14 protein-coding genes are annotated in these 15,087 nt (G+C 72.3%); 5 read left to right on the plus strand and 9 right to left on the minus strand.

Features of this window, described 5'->3' with window-relative positions; all coding sequences use genetic code 11:
* Positions 1-27 precede the first annotated feature (27 nt).
* The 7 genes from AMA02S_RS37285 to AMA02S_RS37315 all read right to left on the minus strand — a co-directional run bounded on the left by AMA02S_RS37285 (position 28) and on the right by AMA02S_RS37315 (position 5,682).
* Positions 28-636: a TetR family transcriptional regulator gene (locus AMA02S_RS37285; protein ID WP_067468963.1), complete on the minus strand. Its 609-nt coding sequence runs from the start codon at positions 634-636 to the stop codon at positions 28-30.
* 6 nt (positions 637-642) lie between these two features.
* The gene (locus AMA02S_RS40970) at positions 643-1,422 is read right to left on the minus strand and encodes a fatty acid desaturase family protein (RefSeq protein ID WP_084266001.1); all 780 of its coding nucleotides are present in this window, start codon (positions 1,420-1,422) and stop codon (positions 643-645) included.
* The gene (locus AMA02S_RS37295) at positions 1,419-2,963 is read right to left on the minus strand and encodes a phytoene desaturase family protein (protein WP_067468966.1); all 1,545 of its coding nucleotides are present in this window, start codon (positions 2,961-2,963) and stop codon (positions 1,419-1,421) included. Before AMA02S_RS37295 ends, AMA02S_RS40970 begins: the two co-directional genes overlap by 4 nt.
* Positions 2,964-3,069: 106 nt before the next feature.
* Positions 3,070-3,375 (minus strand): YciI family protein, encoded by a 306-nt coding sequence (locus tag AMA02S_RS37300; protein ID WP_067468969.1) that lies wholly within the window; start codon positions 3,373-3,375, stop codon positions 3,070-3,072.
* Between the two features lie 43 nt (positions 3,376-3,418).
* A complete protein-coding gene (locus AMA02S_RS37305) occupies positions 3,419-4,105 on the minus strand; it encodes a DUF998 domain-containing protein (RefSeq protein ID WP_218005252.1) in 687 nt (228 codons plus the stop codon).
* 62 nt (positions 4,106-4,167) lie between these two features.
* Positions 4,168-4,962, minus strand: a complete 795-nt coding sequence (locus AMA02S_RS37310) for an ArsR/SmtB family transcription factor (RefSeq protein ID WP_067468973.1) — start codon at positions 4,960-4,962, stop codon at positions 4,168-4,170.
* Positions 4,963-5,055: 93 nt separating this feature from the next.
* Positions 5,056-5,682: a TetR/AcrR family transcriptional regulator gene (locus AMA02S_RS37315; RefSeq protein WP_067468976.1), complete on the minus strand. Its 627-nt coding sequence runs from the start codon at positions 5,680-5,682 to the stop codon at positions 5,056-5,058.
* A gap of 101 nt (positions 5,683-5,783) precedes the next feature.
* Here AMA02S_RS37315 and AMA02S_RS37320 point away from each other — a divergent pair, with 101 nt between their 5' ends.
* The 5 genes from AMA02S_RS37320 to AMA02S_RS37340 all read left to right on the plus strand — a co-directional run bounded on the left by AMA02S_RS37320 (position 5,784) and on the right by AMA02S_RS37340 (position 13,440).
* Entirely contained in the window at positions 5,784-7,502 is a 1,719-nt protein-coding gene (locus AMA02S_RS37320; protein WP_067468979.1) for an acyclic terpene utilization AtuA family protein, read from the plus strand.
* A gap of 56 nt (positions 7,503-7,558) precedes the next feature.
* Positions 7,559-9,091 (plus strand): acyl-CoA carboxylase subunit beta, encoded by a 1,533-nt coding sequence (locus AMA02S_RS37325; protein WP_157431086.1) that lies wholly within the window; start codon positions 7,559-7,561, stop codon positions 9,089-9,091.
* Positions 9,092-9,095: 4 nt separating this feature from the next.
* Entirely contained in the window at positions 9,096-11,057 is a 1,962-nt protein-coding gene (locus tag AMA02S_RS37330) for an acetyl/propionyl/methylcrotonyl-CoA carboxylase subunit alpha (RefSeq protein ID WP_067468984.1), read from the plus strand.
* Positions 11,054-12,208, plus strand: coding sequence for an acyl-CoA dehydrogenase family protein (locus AMA02S_RS37335; protein ID WP_067468987.1), 1,155 nt, complete (start codon positions 11,054-11,056; stop codon positions 12,206-12,208). The genes AMA02S_RS37330 and AMA02S_RS37335 overlap by 4 nt, the downstream gene beginning before the upstream one ends.
* A gap of 104 nt (positions 12,209-12,312) precedes the next feature.
* Positions 12,313-13,440: an RDD family protein gene (locus tag AMA02S_RS37340; RefSeq protein ID WP_157431082.1), complete on the plus strand. Its 1,128-nt coding sequence runs from the start codon at positions 12,313-12,315 to the stop codon at positions 13,438-13,440.
* A 4-nt stretch (positions 13,441-13,444) separates the two neighbouring features.
* Here AMA02S_RS37340 and AMA02S_RS37345 read toward each other — a convergent pair whose 3' ends face one another.
* A complete protein-coding gene (locus AMA02S_RS37345; protein ID WP_067468992.1) occupies positions 13,445-14,005 on the minus strand; it encodes a P-loop nucleotide/nucleoside kinase family protein in 561 nt (186 codons plus the stop codon).
* On the minus strand, positions 14,002-15,057 hold the full coding sequence (locus AMA02S_RS37350) for an enolase C-terminal domain-like protein (protein WP_067469072.1): 1,056 nt from the start codon (positions 15,055-15,057) through the stop codon (positions 14,002-14,004). The genes AMA02S_RS37345 and AMA02S_RS37350 overlap by 4 nt, the downstream gene beginning before the upstream one ends.
* Positions 15,058-15,087: the final 30 nt, after the last annotated feature.

The following is a 15,087-nucleotide window of genomic DNA, read 5'->3' on the forward strand; positions in this document are numbered from 1 at the left end:
GCCGTCACGGCGGGGCCCTTTCTGTTTTCAGAGTGGGGAACTGCCACCGCGGGCGAATGCGTCCCAAAGAATTGCTACCGGCTCCGCCGTGCTGAACAGCGACTCGATCCGGTTGCGGTCACCGTCGAGATGGGTGATGGTCTGGAGGCCGAGGAACATCGCGACGGCCATCAGGCCGATCTCGCGGGACGGGACGAGACTCTCCAGCGCGGTGCCTTCGACGAGGCGGCGGATCGCGGCGGCGGCGAAATCGGCCCACGGCTCCACGTGTGCGAGGAGTTCTGCGCGGAGGCGCGGTGAGGTGGACGAGGCGGCGAAGAGCTCTTGGACCGCGTCGATGTGACCTTGGTCCTGCATGTCCTCCGCGTACAGTTCGCGGAGGCGCGAGAGGAGCTCGGTGGCGTCGGTACAAGAGCCGAGCGCGTCCTCGTAGCAGGCCATTCGGATCTGGCTGGTGTGGCGGAGAGCGGCGAGGAGGAGATCCTCGAGGTCCTCGAAGTGGTAGTAGATGACGCCTGGCGCGAAGCCGCCGTTGCGGGCGATCGATCGAGCGGTTGTGCCGCCGTAGCCCTCGACGGCGAGGGTCCGGACGGCCGCTTCGAGGAGGCGTTTCCTGGCTTCCGCGCGTGGCGCCATCGAAGGTCAGATCACTTTCCAGGGACGGACGCCGGCTTCCGCGAGCACGGGGTCGAGGCGGCGGGCGAGCCGCGCCAGATGGTGGCTCGGCACCTGTGGGTAGAGGTGGTGTTCCAAGTGGTACGTCAGCTCCAGGAACAGCGCGGGGATGACGCGGCCGCGCAGGGTGCGGGTCTGCGTGAGAGGTGTGTCCCCATAGTGCCGGTGCGGCAGGTGGACGGTCAGCAGTGGATACACCCAGCTTCCCACGATCATCATGGTCGCGTACAAGAGGAGCCCTCGCCAGAACAGCATGCCCGCGCCGACCGCGGCGAAGGGGAGCGCAGCCTCGACGAGCAGCCACAGGCGCTGCCGCACACCGCTGTGCTGGTAGGCCCAGAACCATAGCCGGATGAGGAAGACCGGGCCGTACAGGATCGCGCCGAGCGCGGTCAGGTCGGCCGGATGTCCTTCGGGGTCGTCGTCGCTGGGGAACGTCCGGTGGTGTTGCAGGTGGGTGGCGCGGTAGGCGTGCCCGCTCTCCAGGAGCACGGCGCCCAGGAGGAACAGGGCCCATTCCGTCGCGGGTCGGCTGAGGCCGAGGGCGCGGTGGACGACGTCGTGGGTCGCGGTCACCACCGCGACGAAGATTCCGAAGGCGATCGGCGGAGTCAGCCACCACCATCCGGCGAGCGCCGCCGTGACGAACAGGGCGACCCCCGCGTACGGGAGCGACAGGGTGAGCAAGCGGCGCCGGCGCGTGGTGATTAGCAGGTCGGGGCCCAGGTCCGACAGTTTCGGGATCATCGGCGAGCCGCCGTCCGGCGGGCGGCCCTGAGCACGTCGTCCGCGACGATTCTGCTGCCGAGCGCGCAGGCGACGGTGCCGAGGCCCGGCCACGTGGAGTCGCCGACGAGCCACAGGCCCGGGACGCCCAGCGAGTGCGGGACGGCGTTCTGGTTGGTATTGCCGGGTGTCTGGTGGGCTCCACCGACTGCGCCGCGCGGCCGGAACGCGAACCGCTCGTAGGAGCGGGGCGTGCCCACGTCCCAGACGTGCGCCCGTTCACCGAGGGAGGGGTGGACGCGCCGTGCCAGCTCGACGAGACGTTCTCCGATCTCCCGTTTGCGGATCTTGTACGCGGCGTCGGAGAGTCCGGCCCAGCCGGCGAGCCCGGTGTGAGTGGAGATCATCACGGCGCGGTGGCCCGCCGGCGCGCTGTCGGCGTCGTCCGGCGCGGACACCGACACGAACATGTTGTTGCCGTCGCCGAGCGGCCTCCGGTAGTCCTGCAGGAGCTGGTGGTGAGTGAACTCCTGCCCGGCGACCTCGTCCTCAGGTACGCCGAGGAACACGACGATCGCGCCGCCCAGTTCTGGTTCGTCGCGGTCGAGATAGGGGCGAAGCCTGCCCGCGAGGTCGGGGACGACCCGGGCGGTGGTGGTCGCGGGAAGCGCGCTCACCACCTGCCGCGCGTGGACGACGCCGCGCCGGGTGTGCACCTCGAACGCGCCGGCTCGTCCGACGACCCGCTCGGCCGGGCACCCGGTGCGCAGTTGCCCGCCGAGGCCGCGGTAGTGGACGGTGAAGCGCCGCCAGAACCCGCGCATGCCGCCGTGCGCGCGGGTGAGGCCGGCACCGCGGATGGTGACGCCGAGGGCGGCGTTGATGAGCGGGGCCCGGTCGATGGTGCTGTGCACGGTGTCCTCGACCAGCATCGACAGCAGGCCGACGAGCGGTGCGTCGCCGCGCAGGCCGTGCCGGTGCAGCATCTCGCCGAGGGTGGTGTTCATGTGGCGGGCGAGCGGGACGCCGCGCGGTCCGAGAGCCCTCAGGTTGTGCAGGGCGTCCGAGGGCCGCCGGATCGGAAGGCGAACACCGGCTCGGCTCGCGTTCCAGAACACCGAGGCCAGCTGGTCGAGCCGGGTCCAGAAGGCTCTGTGCCGTGGGGTGCCGCCGAGCACGCGCAGCCGCTCGCGGTGCCATGCCCCAGTGTCGCGGTAGAGGGTGACCTCGCGGTCGGGGAGCCAGCCGATGTAGCCGGGCAGCCTGTCCCCGGGAACCGGGTCCATGCCGATGCTGTCGAGCAGTTCCGCTCCGACCCCGCCCGGCTCGAAGTCGACCATGGTCGTCGCTCCCACGTCGAACGAGAACCCGCGTCTGCGGTAGTAGCCCGCACACCCGCCGACATGGCCGTGCGCCTCGATCACCAGCGTGGACAGGCCCGCGGCCTGCAACCGGGCCGCCGTCGCCATTCCTGCGAGCCCGCCGCCGAGCACGGCGACCTCGCAGGAGGCGGGGAACCGCGTGTCCGCCCGCCGCGTTCGCTGAACGTCTGTTCTGAACATGTGTTCAGATTCTTTCCGCGGTGGGTCCCCGTCAATACCGGCGGGCGAGAACGGCAGGATCCGGCCCCGCTCATCGTGTGATGAGCGGGGCCGGAACAGAGGCAGATCAGAAGGAGGCGCCGTTGATGAGGGCGGTGAGGGCGGGGTGGATGCGGCCGGGGTCGACGGTGGTGATGGTGTAGCGGCCCACCCCGGCCCGGACGAAGGGGTCCTCACCAGTGATCTTCTCGGCGGTCGCCCTGTCGACGCCCGCGGCGATGATGAGCCCGCCGCCGGTGGAGGGAACGGTCTCGCCGGACAGCAGGAAGGTCCGGTCCGCGTGATGCCGTTCGAGGTAGGCGACGTGGTCGCGGACGTGGGGGGCCGCGGCCTGCTCCGTCCCGGTGTACTCCATCCGCAGCAGGTGCAGCATGCGCCGTCCTCCCAGGCCGGGTCGCGTTGACCGATCCAGTCTCTCAGCTTCGGACGGAAGGGTCGGTCAGCAGTTTCAGGGACAGCGCGGACGCCCAGAGCCAGACGACCGCACCGCCGACGATCAGCAGCCGGAAGTCCTCCGCGGGAAAGGCGGCGAAGCCCAGGAGGAGATAGAGGGAAGGCGCGGCCACACTGGCGGTCGTCCAGGCCGTGCGGCCCTGGCGGGCGAACCGGCGGGCGAACACCACGCAGGCCACGCTCAGCGCGAGGCCGATCCCGACGGGGGCGAGGTTGTGCAAGGCGCCGTGCCAGGTGACGTGGGCGGCGGCTCCGTCCGGGGTTCCCGCCGGGTAGCCCTCGGCCGGGTCGGTGCGGAAGACGCCCGCCCAGACCAGCCCGGCGCCGTAGGCGGCGATCAGGCGCGGGCCCCATGTCCCGCCGGGCGTGCGGCGGGCGAGGGTTCGTCTCAGACCGAGCGCGGAAGCCAGCACGAGTATGCCGCTGACCAGGAAGTTCGTGGTCTGGATCCAGCCCTGGCCGCCGAGGCTGAGCATGCTGAGCGGGTGCCTGGCCGGGTCGAATCCGGCACGGGTCGCCGCCTGGACCACGATCAGCAGGACGAACAGCGGGCCGGCGGCCACGCCGCAGGCGAGCATGATGCGGGTGCGGGCGTCCATCGGGCGGGTGCGGGCGGTGGGGATGTCGGTGCCAGCGGTACGGATGGTCATGGGAGTGCTCCTTGTGGGGTGGTGCCCGGGGTCGCCGGCGGCGACCCCGGGCTGGGGTGGGGTCAGCGGTAGAGGGCCTCGCCGGTCTCCAGCAACGTCTTCAGGTCGCTGAGGGTCTGGCTCCAGCCGCCGCCGGCCTCGGGGACCTCGCCGGCGCCCTGGGCCGCAGTCTGCGGCGCGCCGGTCACGTCGTGGGTGACGGTCAGCTTCGAGACACCGGTGCCGTCATCGTCGATCTCGTAGGTGAGCCGGGTGAACGGTTCGCCGAGGAACAGCGCGCGCCAGGTCTGGACGAGCCGGCGGGGCGGGTCGGCCTCGATGACCTCGCCGTCGAGCACCACGTCCGGTGCGCCGTGCTCCTTCATCGCCTCGCTGGCCAGCCCGCGGAAGGTGCCGCCGGGACGCAGGTCGTACTCCACCGGAGCCTGGTAGCCGAACTTCTCCGTCCACTCGGGCTTGGTGATGGCGTCCCAGATCGCCTCCGGCGTTGCCCGGATGTATACGCGGTAGACCTGGACGGTCTTGTCCTCTGTCGTCGTCATGCTTTGCTCCAGTTCTCTCTTGAGCCCGGCCAGGGCCGCGGCGGGCTGCTCGGTGTACTTGTCGATCCACCGGTCGTGGATCAGGCGGATCGGCACCGGGTTGAGGAAGTGCAGCTTCTCCCGGCCCGAGCGGCGCGTGACGACCAGCCCCGCGTCCTCCAGCACCCGTAGATGCTTGGCGACGCCGAATCGCGTCATCTCCAGTTCCGCCTCCAGTTCGCCCTGGGTGCGCCCGTCTCGGGTGAACAGCAGATCGAGCAGGAAGCGGCGGGTGGGGTCGGCCAGCGCCTTGAACGCCAGATCGTCGTCCGTCACACCTCGAAAATAGGTGACCAAAAGGTCACATGTCAAGCGTGGTTGAGAGGAAGGTGGGCGCGGTGCGTCGGGGATAGCGTCAATCGCCGCAGGTCAGCGGGCGGGGGAGAGGACGGTGTCGAGCGTCTCGGCCCACTGGTGGAGCAGGCGGTCGCGCCGCGTCGAGTCGTCGGTCAGGAGGTCGGCTAGGCCCAGGCCGCGGACCAGGTCCAGGGTCGCCTGGACGGTCTCGCGGACCCCGGGGAGCGATTCGTCCGCGCCGAGGGCCTCGACGGTCAGCCGGTGGGCCTCGCGGCCGACGCGGGCCTCCAGGGGGAGGACCTGGGCGCGCAGCTGCTCGTCGGAGCTGGCCGCGACCCAGAGCTGGAGCGCGGCGCGGAACAGGGGGGCGGTGTACATCTCGCCGAGCAGGGTGACGACGTCCAGGGTGGACGGGCGGCGGCCGGCAAGGGCGTCGAGGCGTTCGCGCATCTGGGTCATCCGCACTTCGGAGCCGTACTCGACCGCGGCGGTCACGAGCTCCTCGCGGGTGTGGAAATGGTGCTGCGCGGCGCCGCGGGAGACCCCCGCGCGCTCGGCGACCACGGCCACCGTGGTGCCCGCCCAGCCGACCGAGGCGAGGCAGTCGACGGCGGCCTCCAGGAGGCGCTGCCGGGTGGCGCGACTGCGGTCCTGCTGGGGTTCGCGGGAGGGGGCGCGGGGCACTGCCTGCGTGGTCATCTCGTCCTCGGCTCGGTGGGGTTCCAGTCAACCAAACGACGGCGGTTAGAAACAATCAAGCGCGATTGATTTTTCTCATCCGGGCTGGCAGGGTGCTGGCCATGGGTGGACCGCTGCGGATCGGCAACGCCTCGGGCTTCTACGGCGACCGCTTCTCCGCGGTGCGGGAGATGCTGGAGGGCGGGCCGCTGGACGTCCTGACCGGCGACTACCTTGCCGAGTTGACGATGCTCATTCTGGGCCGGAGCAGAATGAAGGACCCGGACGGTGGCTACGCCGCCACGTTCCTGCGGCAGATGGAGGAGTGCCTGGGGCTCGCCGCCGAGCGCGGCACCGCGATCGTCACCAATGCGGGCGGGCTCAACCCGCGCGCTCTTGCGGACCGGCTGCGCGAACTGGCCGGGCGTCTCGGCATCGCGGTGGCGGTCGCCCATGTCGAGGGCGACGACCTGCTCCCGGATGCCACACGGCTCGGCCTGGCGGACGGGCGGTACGGGCGGCCGCTCACCGCCAACGCCTATCTGGGCGCCTGGGGGATCGCCGAGTGCCTGCGGGCCGGCGCCGGCGTGGTGGTGACCGGGCGGGTCACCGACGCGTCGCTGGTGGTCGGTCCCACCGCGGCCCATTTCGGCTGGGCGCGCGACGACTGGGACGCCCTCGCCGGCGCGACGGCCGCCGGGCACGTCCTGGAGTGCGGGGCGCAGGCCACCGGCGGCAACTACGCCTTCTTCGAAGAAATCTACAATGTAAAGGCGCCGGGCTTTCCGCTGGCCGAGATGTACGGCGACGGCTCCAGCGTGATTACCAAACATCAGGGCACCGGCGGCACCGTCACCACCGAGACGGTCACCGCCCAGCTTCTCTATGAGCTCAGCGGCCCGGCCTACGCCGGTCCCGACGTCACGGCCCGCTTCGACACCATCGAGCTGCGCCAGGACGGGCCGGATCGTGTCCGGATCAGCGGCGTCCGGGGCACTCCGCCGCCCCCCACCACCAAGGTGTGTCTCAACCACCTTGGCGGGCACCGCAACGAGATGACGTTCGTGCTCACCGGACTCGGTATCGAGGCCAAGGCGGACCTCGCCAAGTCCCGGCTTGAGGACGCGTTCGGCGACGCTCCCCCCGCCCGGGTCGAGTGGACGCTCATCGGCACCGCGAAGCCCGATCCCGCCACGCAGGGCGAGGCCACCGCTCTGCTGCGCTGCGCCGTCCTCGACCCGGACCCGGAGAAGGTCGGCCGCGCGTTCAGCGGCGCGGTCGTGGAACTGGCCCTCGCGGGCTATCCCGGCTTCACGATGACGTCCCCGCCCGGCAAGGGTGCCCCCTACGGTGTCTACACTCCCGCCTACGTTTCCAACGCCGAGGTCGGCCACATTGCCGTGCTGCCAGACGGGGCGCGCGTCGTCCTCGCCCCGGCGCCGGCGACGGCCGAGATCATCGAAGACGGCCCCGCGCACGGTGCGCTCCCCGAGCCCACAGCCGATGCCCGCACCGTGCGTGCGCCGCTCGGACGGGTGGCGGGGGCGCGGAGCGGAGACAAGGGCGGGGACGCCAACATCGGCGTGTGGGCCCGGACGGACGCGCAGTGGCGCTGGCTGGAGCCCTTCCTCACCGTCGGGCGGCTCCGTGAGCTGTTGCCCGAGACGCGTGACCATCCCGTCCGGCGCTCTGTCCTGTCCAATCTCCGTGCGGTGAACTTCGTCGTCGAGGGGCTGCTGCAGGAGGGCGTCTCGGCCTCGACCCGGTTCGATCCCCAAGGCAAGGCCTTGGGGGAGTGGCTGCGGTCCCGGCTCGTCGATATCCCGGAGGCAGTTCTTTGACCTTCACGAGCGCGCTCGACACGCGGAACCCGGAGTACCGCAAGCGCCGCCGCGCCATGCTGGACAAGATCGCGGAGCTGGACGCGGAGCACGCCAAGGTCCTGGAGGGCGGCGGCGAGAAGTACGTCGCGCGGCATCGCGGCCGCGGCAAACTGATGGCGCGCGAACGCGTCGAGCTGCTGCTCGACCCTGACTCGCCGTTCCTGGAACTGAGCCCGCTCGCCGCCTGGGGGAGCGACTTCCCCGTCGGGGCGAGCGTCGTCACCGGGATCGGGGTCGTCGAGGGCGTCGAGTGCCTGATCGTCGCGAACGACCCGACGGTGCGGGGCGGCTCCAGCAATCCGTGGACGGTGAAGAAGAGTTTCCGGGCGTCCGACATCGCGCTGGAGAACCGGCTCCCGGTGATCAACCTGGTCGAGTCCGGCGGCGCGGACCTGCCGACCCAGAAGGAGATATTCATCCCGGGCGGGCGGATGTTCCGTGACCTGACCCGGCTGTCGGCGGCGGGCATCCCGACGATCGCGCTGGTGTTCGGCAACTCCACGGCGGGCGGCGCGTACATCCCGGGAATGTGCGACCACGTCGTCATGGTCAAGGAGCGCGCGAAGGTGTTCCTCGGCGGGCCGCCGCTCGTGAAGATGGCGACCGGGGAGGAGGCGGGCGACGAGGAGCTGGGCGGCGCCGAGATGCACGCCCGCACGTCCGGCCTGGCCGACTACATGGCGGCGGACGAGGTGGACGCGCTGCGGCTGGGCAGGCAGATCGTCCGGGGCCTCAACCACCGGCGCCTCGGCCCGGCACCGGGCCCGGTCACCGAGCCGCTGTACGACGTCGAGGAGCTCGCGGGAATCGTCCCGGAGGACCTGAAGGTGCCCTTCGACCCGCGCGAGGTCATCGTGCGAATCGCCGACGGGTCCCGGTTCGATGAGTTCAAGCCGCTGTACGGGACGAGCCTGGTCACCGGCTGGACGCGCGTCCACGGCTACCCGATCGGGGTCCTCGCGAACGCGCAGGGCGTGCTGTTCGGGGCCGAGGCGCAGAAGGCGGCGCAGTTCATCCAGCTCGCCAACCAGGGCGACACGCCCCTGCTGTTCCTGCACAACACCACCGGCTACATGGTCGGCAAGGAGTACGAACAGGCGGGCATCATCAAGCACGGCGCCTTGATGATCAATGCGGTGGCCAACAGCCGGGTGCCGCATCTCACGGTCGTGATGGGCGCCTCGTACGGGGCCGGGAACTACGGCATGTGCGGCCGCGCCTACGATCCGCGGTTCCTGTTCACCTGGCCGAGCGCGAAGTCGGCGGTGATGGGACCGCAGCAGCTCGCGGGCGTTCTGTCGATCGTCGCGCGGCAGGCCACCGAGGCGCGGGGCCAGGTGTACGACGAGGAGCAGGATCGTGCCATGCGAGAGATGGTCGAGACGCAGATCGAGGCGGAGTCGCTGCCGTTCTTCCTGTCGGGACGGCTGTACGACGACGGTGTGATCGATCCGCGCGACACCCGCACGGTCCTCGGCCTGTGCCTGTCGGTCGTCCACAACGCGCCCGTGCGCGGAGCCGACGGCTTCGGCGTCTTCCGGATGTGAGCAGATGATCAACACTGTGCTCGTCGCCAACCGCGGTGAGATCGCCCGCCGGGTCCTGCGCGCCTGCCGGGATCTCGGCATCGGGACGGTCGCCGTCCACTCCGACCCGGACGCCGGTGCGCCGCACGTCCGGGAGGCGGACGTGGCGGGACGGCTGCCCGGATCGTCCCCGGCGGAGACATACCTGTCGTCCGCGTTGCTCCTGTCCGTGGCCGAGCGCGCGGGGGCCGACGCCGTCCACCCCGGGTACGGGTTCCTGTCGGAGAACGCGGAGTTCGCGCGAACCGTCATGGACGCGGGACTGACCTGGATCGGGCCGCCGCCACAGGCGATGGCCGCGATGGGCTCCAAGATCGAGGCGAAGAGGCTGATGGCCGCCGCGGGCGTCCCGGTGCTGCCCGATCTTGACCCCGCGCGAGTCACGGCCGCCGATCTGCCGCTGCTGGTCAAGGCGTCCGCCGGTGGTGGTGGCCGCGGCATGCGGATCGTCCGGAGCATGGAGGGGAGGGAGGAAGCGGTCGCCGGGGCGCGGCGGGAGGCGGAGTCGGCGTTCGGCGACCCGTCGGTCTTCTGCGAGCCGCTGCTGGAGGGCGCGCGGCACGTCGAGGTGCAGGTCCTCGCCGATGCCCACGGGACGGTCTGGGCTCTGGGGGAGCGGGAGTGCTCCATCCAGCGCCGCCACCAGAAGATCGTCGAGGAGGCGCCGTCGCCGGCGGTCGGGTCGCGGCTGCGCGCCGCGCTGTGCGGCGCGGCGGCGAACGCGGCCCGCGCGATCGGGTATGTCGGGGCGGGCACGGTCGAGTTCCTGCTGGCGCCCGGCGGCCGGTTCTTCTTCCTGGAGGTCAACACGCGGCTACAGGTCGAACACCCGGTCACCGAGTGCGTGTACGGGGTGGACCTCGTCCGGTGGCAGATCGAGATCGCCGAGGGCGCGCGCCTCCCGGATGTGGTGCCGGCGCCGCGCGGCCATGCCATCGAGGTGCGCCTGTACGCCGAGGACCCGGCGCAGGGCTGGCGGCCCGCCACCGGCACCCTGCGTGCGTTCGAGGTGCCGGGCGTGGACGCCGAGTTCGCCGTCCCCTCCTCGTACGGGTTGCGGCTCGACAGTGGTGTGGAGGCCGGTACCGAGATCGGCGTGCACTACGACCCGATGCTCGCCAAGGTGATCGCGTGGGCGCCCACCCGGCCCGCCGCGGCCCGCAGGCTCGCGGCGGGGCTGCGCGGCGCGCGCGTCCACGGCCTGGTCACCAACCGGGACCTGCTCGTCCGGATCTTGGACGAGCCGGCCTTCCTCAGGGGCGAGACCGACACCGGCTACCTCGGCCGCGTCGGGCTCGCGGTGCTCGCCGCGCCCCTCGCCGGGGACGCCGCGGTCCGGGCGTCGGCGCTGGCCGCGGCGCTCGCCGCCGCGGCAGCTGACCGCGCGTCCGCCGGGGTGCTCGGCGGTCTGCCGTCCGGATGGCGGAACGTGCGTTCGCAGCCCCAGCGCCGCACGTACGACGGTCCCACGGGGCGTGTCGACGTCGATTACCACCTCGGCACGGACGGCCTGGTTTCCCGCCTGTGCCCCGGCACGTCGCTGGTGAGCGCGACCCCCGGGCGGGTCGTGCTCGACCACGACGGGCTTCGCGAGACGTTCACGATGGACGTCGCCGGCGACTCCGTGCACGTCCATTCCCGGCTCGGCCCGGTCACGCTCAGGACGCTGCCGCGCTTCGCCGACCCGGACGCCGAGGTCGCGCCGGGGTCACTCCTGGCCCCCATGCCGGGAACGGTCGTCCGGGTGGAGACCGAGCCGGGGGCCGCCGTCTCCGAAGGGCAGACCCTGGTCGTCCTGGAGGCCATGAAGATGGAGCACCGCATCGCCGCCCCCGTCTCCGGGACGGTCGCGGAGCTGAACGCCGGCGCCGGGCACCAGGTCGAGGCCGGAGCCGTCCTCGCCGTCATCGAAGGGACCCCCGCATGAGCTTCGTCGAGTCCGAGGAGCGGCGGGCCCTGCGCGCCGCCGTCGCCGACCTGGGCGCCGAGTACGGCGCGTCCTACTACGTCGGGAAGGCCAAGGCGGGGCAGAAGACCGACGAGTTGTGGACCGAGGCCGGGCGGCTCGGCTATCTCGGCGTCAACGTCCCCGAACAGTACGGCGGCGGGGGCGGCGGTATCGGCGACCTCGCCGCGGTCTGCGAGGAACTCGCCGCCGCGGGCTGCCCGCTGCTGCTCATGGTCGTCTCCCCGGCGATCTGTGCCACGATCATCGCCCGTTCCGGTACCGACGCACAACGTGAGCACTGGCTCCCGCGTTTCGCGGACGGCTCGGTCACGATGGCGTTCGCGATCACCGAGCCCGACGCCGGGTCCAACTCCCACCGCATCACGACCACGGCCCGCCGCGACGGCGGGGGTTGGCTGCTGAAGGGGCAGAAGACCTTCATCTCCGGTGTGGACGAGGCGGACGCCGTGCTGTTCGTCAGCCGCAGCGAGGACCAGAAGGGCACCCTTCGCCCGTCGCTGTTCATCGTCCCGACGGGCACGCCCGGCTTCACCCACACGCCCATCGACATGGAGATCGTGTCGCCTGAGAAGCAGTTCATCTGCCACCTCGACGACGTCCGGCTCCCCTATGACGCCCTCGTCGGCGACGAGGACGGCGGCCTGCTCCAGTTGTTCGCCGGCCTCAACCCCGAGCGGATCATGGCGTCCGCCATGGGGGCCGGGATCGGTCGTCTGGCCCTCGGCAAGGCGGCCGCCTACGCCAGGGACCGCCAGGTCTTCACGACGCCCATCGGCGCCCACCAGGGCCTTGCACATCCCCTCGCCGCCGCGAAGATCGAGCTGGAACTCGCCCGCCTGATGGCTCAGAAGGCGGCCTGGCTGTACGACGCGGGCGACGACGAGGGCGCGGGCGAGGCCGCGAACATGGCCAAGTACGCCACCGCCGAGGCGGCGGTCCACTGCGTCGACCAGGCCATCCAGACCCACGGCGGCAACGGCCTGACCACCGAGTACGGCGTCGGCATGCTCGCCGGCGTCGTCCGCCTCATGCGCATCGCCCCGGTCAGCCGCGAGATGATCCTCAACTATGTCGCCCAGCACTCCCTGGGACTTCCCAAGTCCTACTGAAATCTCGTACTGAATGGGGATGTGGCGAGGATGGGCCGCGCGCCTTACACTCCTGACGATCCCGCGCCTGGATCGTCCAAAGACCGCGATAGTTAGGGGCTTTCGTGTACGGCCCTCCGCCGCCCCCGGTGCACGTCCCGTACCCTCCCATCCCCGAACCGGGCCCTCTCGCGGGAGCTCCCCGCGGGCGCCGCCTGGCCGCGTGGAGCATCGACGCGGCCCTCATGGCCGGCGTCGCCGTCCTGCTCGCCATCATGACGTGGGGCCGCCTCAACGGCCTGCTGTCGGACGGCCTGTGGACGGACGCGCTCAGCTCGACCGGCGGCCTCCTGCTGTCGGGCGGCGATGTCGGGCAGGCCGCCGGGGACTTCGGCGTCAACCTGTGGGCGAAGGTCGCCTCAGCGATCGAGCAGGCCCTGCTCCTGCTCGTGCTCGCGGAGTTGCTCTACCAGTTCGCCGCGCAGGCGTTGGCGGGCCGCACTCTCGGCAAGGCCGTATTGGACCTGCGGGTCTGCGCCGTCCAGGGCGTCAAGATCCGCAAGGGGCGGGCCTTCCGCCGCGCGCTGGCCTCCACCGCGGGCGGCACGGGCCTGTACTGCACAGCCTGGATCCTGCTCCTGGAGGGCCTGTTCTTCCTCGCCCTCCTCACGTGGCTCGCCGCACTCGCCCTCCTCACGGCCAACAGCGTCCCGGCGCTCATCGGCGCCCGCCGTCGCACCTTCGCCGACCTGACCGCCGGCACCGTGGTCGTCCGCGCCGACGGCTACCGGCGCGCCGCCGAGGCCGCCCGGCAGGGCATCGGTGTCGCCTGGGACGGGACACAGGCGGCGGGGCAGGTCGCCGGGCAGGCCGTCCTCAGCAACGCCGCCCGCCTCGCCCAGGCAGAGCGGGTCCAGCGCGCCCTGGAGTCCGAACGCGCCCGCCAGGTCCACGACCTCGGCCGCCAATCCGCCGACCTGGTCCGCGGCGCCATGACCGGCGAGCGGTCCCAGCAGGTCCAGGACATGGGCAAGCGTCTGGGCGGCCGGCTCAGGGGCGCCTACGGTCAGCGCCGTGCCGCCAGGGAGGCCCGGCGGGCCGCGCTCCCGCCGCCGTACGGCCCGTTCGCGGCCCTTCCGCCGCCTCAGCCGGACGGTAACCCGTACCAGCAGCCCCTGCAGACCTACCTGCCCTACCCGCCCCCGGCGTCCCCCTATGCCCCTCCCAGGCCCCCGGAGGACGGCACGGGGTGACCGGTCAGGACGTCAGGTCGTCGAGCTGGGATTCGAGGGACCTGGGGGCCTCCAGGCGGTTGTCCACGGCGACGTGGGGGATCGGGGGCGGGACGTCCGGGCGCATCCGGGCGAGGAAAGCGTCGAAGGCGGCAAGCTTCGCGGTGTCGCGGGGGGAGGCGCGCTCGCGGAGCCGTTCGCCGAGCGTGGCGGCGTCGGTTCGGACCCAGACGAGGGTCACCGGCGGGCCGCCCAGGGCCTCGACCCAGGCCGCCCAGCGGTCCGGGGAGCGGACCTGCGCGGTGAAGGGGGCGCCGAGCAGGACGGGGCAGCCATGAGAGCGGATCTCGCGGGCGGTGGCGGTCATCCCCGCGTACTCGTGGGCCTTGACATGCGCGTCGTACCAGGCGCCCTCGCGCTCGCCGGGGTCGCGGGAGGCCGCGGCGAGCGTCGCCGCGACGAACCCGCCGTACATCGTGTCCTTGTCGAGCAGGGCGGGAACGGGACGCAGGCGCCGCAGCAGCAGACCGGCGACCGTGCTCTTGCCGCTGCCGGGCGGGCCGGCGACGACCCAGACGGGCGTCACGCCGACAGCCGCATCCGCCGGGTCGCCAGGCGGCGGATACGCTCCTCGTCGATCTCGTGGCCGAGCCCCGGCTGGGTGAGGGGCACGCCGACGACGCCGCCGGACGAGCGGACGGGCGGGGTCACGAACACCGGCCCGCCCGCCGGATCGGAGACGTCGCTCGGCAGCGTACAGCCGGGGAGGGCGGCCAGGGCGACGGCGGCAGCCTGGCCGATGCCGAACGCGCCGGAGCCGCTGCACCACACGTCCCACCCCGCCGCGTACGCCAGGTCGTGGGCGCTGCGGGCGGCGGTGAGGCCGCCGAGCCGGTCCAGGCGCAGGTGCAGGGCGCGGCCCGCGTCCAGGGAGAGCGCGGCGTCAAGGGTGTCGAGGTCGCCGATGTGGGGGGCGACGGCCGTGCCCAGCCTCGGCTGGAGGCGGGCGTGCGCCGCCAGGTCGGCCGCCGGGAACGGGCGCTCGATCGCCACCAGCCCGTAGGCGTCCAGACCCTCCAGGGCGGCGAGGTGCTCGGGGGACTCGGTGTAGGTGTGCCCGGCGTCGGCCACGAGCGCGAGCGCCGGATAGGACTGCCGGATCACGCGGACGGGCTCGATATCCCAGCCGGGACGGACGTCCAGGGTGACGCGGGTATGGCCGGCGCCGACCGCCTGGTTGACGCGGCCGGCGACCGTCTCCAGGACGGGCTCCGGGGCGATCCGCGCGCCCGTCACGATGGATGTGCGGGTGCCGCCGAGCGCGTGCGCGAGCGGCAGCCCCCGGGCTCGGCACCACAGGTCCCAGCACGCCACGTCGATCGCGGCCGCCGCGTCGCGGGTGCCGAGGTCGGCGGCCGCGGACACGTCCTCTGGACGGTCCCAGTCCAGCCCGATGAGGGCCGGGCCCATGCGCTCCTCGATGTCGGCCCAGACGGGGTCGGCGGTCCCACCGGGGACGGCGGCCTCACCCCAGCCGACCGCGCCGTCCGCGCCGGCGAGGCGGACGAGGACGCTCTCCGGCCGCCGCCCGCGGGGCATCGTCACGCGGAAGACGTCGCAGCCGTGGATCCGGGGCACCCGCACCCGCCCTCTCGGTCGGAAGTGTTC

The sequence above is a fragment of the Actinomadura macra NBRC 14102 genome (genome assembly GCF_001552215.1).
GTDB lineage: Bacteria > Actinomycetota > Actinomycetes > Streptosporangiales > Streptosporangiaceae > Spirillospora > Spirillospora macra.

What these genes read in the sequence shown, in the direction of transcription:
- AMA02S_RS37285 (WP_067468963.1), bottom strand. Translation starts at nt 636, where the DNA reads ATGGCGCCACGCGCGGAAGCCAGGAAACGCCTCCTCGAAGCGGCCGTC.
- AMA02S_RS40970 (WP_084266001.1), bottom strand. Translation starts at nt 1,422, where the DNA reads ATGATCCCGAAACTGTCGGACCTGGGCCCCGACCTGCTAATCACCACG.
- AMA02S_RS37295 (WP_067468966.1), bottom strand. Translation starts at nt 2,963, where the DNA reads ATGTTCAGAACAGACGTTCAGCGAACGCGGCGGGCGGACACGCGGTTC.
- AMA02S_RS37300 (WP_067468969.1), bottom strand. Translation starts at nt 3,375, where the DNA reads ATGCTGCACCTGCTGCGGATGGAGTACACCGGGACGGAGCAGGCCGCG.
- AMA02S_RS37305 (WP_218005252.1), bottom strand. Translation starts at nt 4,105, where the DNA reads ATGACCATCCGTACCGCTGGCACCGACATCCCCACCGCCCGCACCCGC.
- AMA02S_RS37315 (WP_067468976.1), bottom strand. Translation starts at nt 5,682, where the DNA reads ATGACCACGCAGGCAGTGCCCCGCGCCCCCTCCCGCGAACCCCAGCAG.
- AMA02S_RS37320 (WP_067468979.1), top strand. Translation starts at nt 5,784, where the DNA reads ATGGGTGGACCGCTGCGGATCGGCAACGCCTCGGGCTTCTACGGCGAC.
- AMA02S_RS37325 (WP_157431086.1), top strand. Translation starts at nt 7,559, where the DNA reads ATGCTGGACAAGATCGCGGAGCTGGACGCGGAGCACGCCAAGGTCCTG.
- AMA02S_RS37330 (WP_067468984.1), top strand. Translation starts at nt 9,096, where the DNA reads ATGATCAACACTGTGCTCGTCGCCAACCGCGGTGAGATCGCCCGCCGG.
- AMA02S_RS37335 (WP_067468987.1), top strand. Translation starts at nt 11,054, where the DNA reads ATGAGCTTCGTCGAGTCCGAGGAGCGGCGGGCCCTGCGCGCCGCCGTC.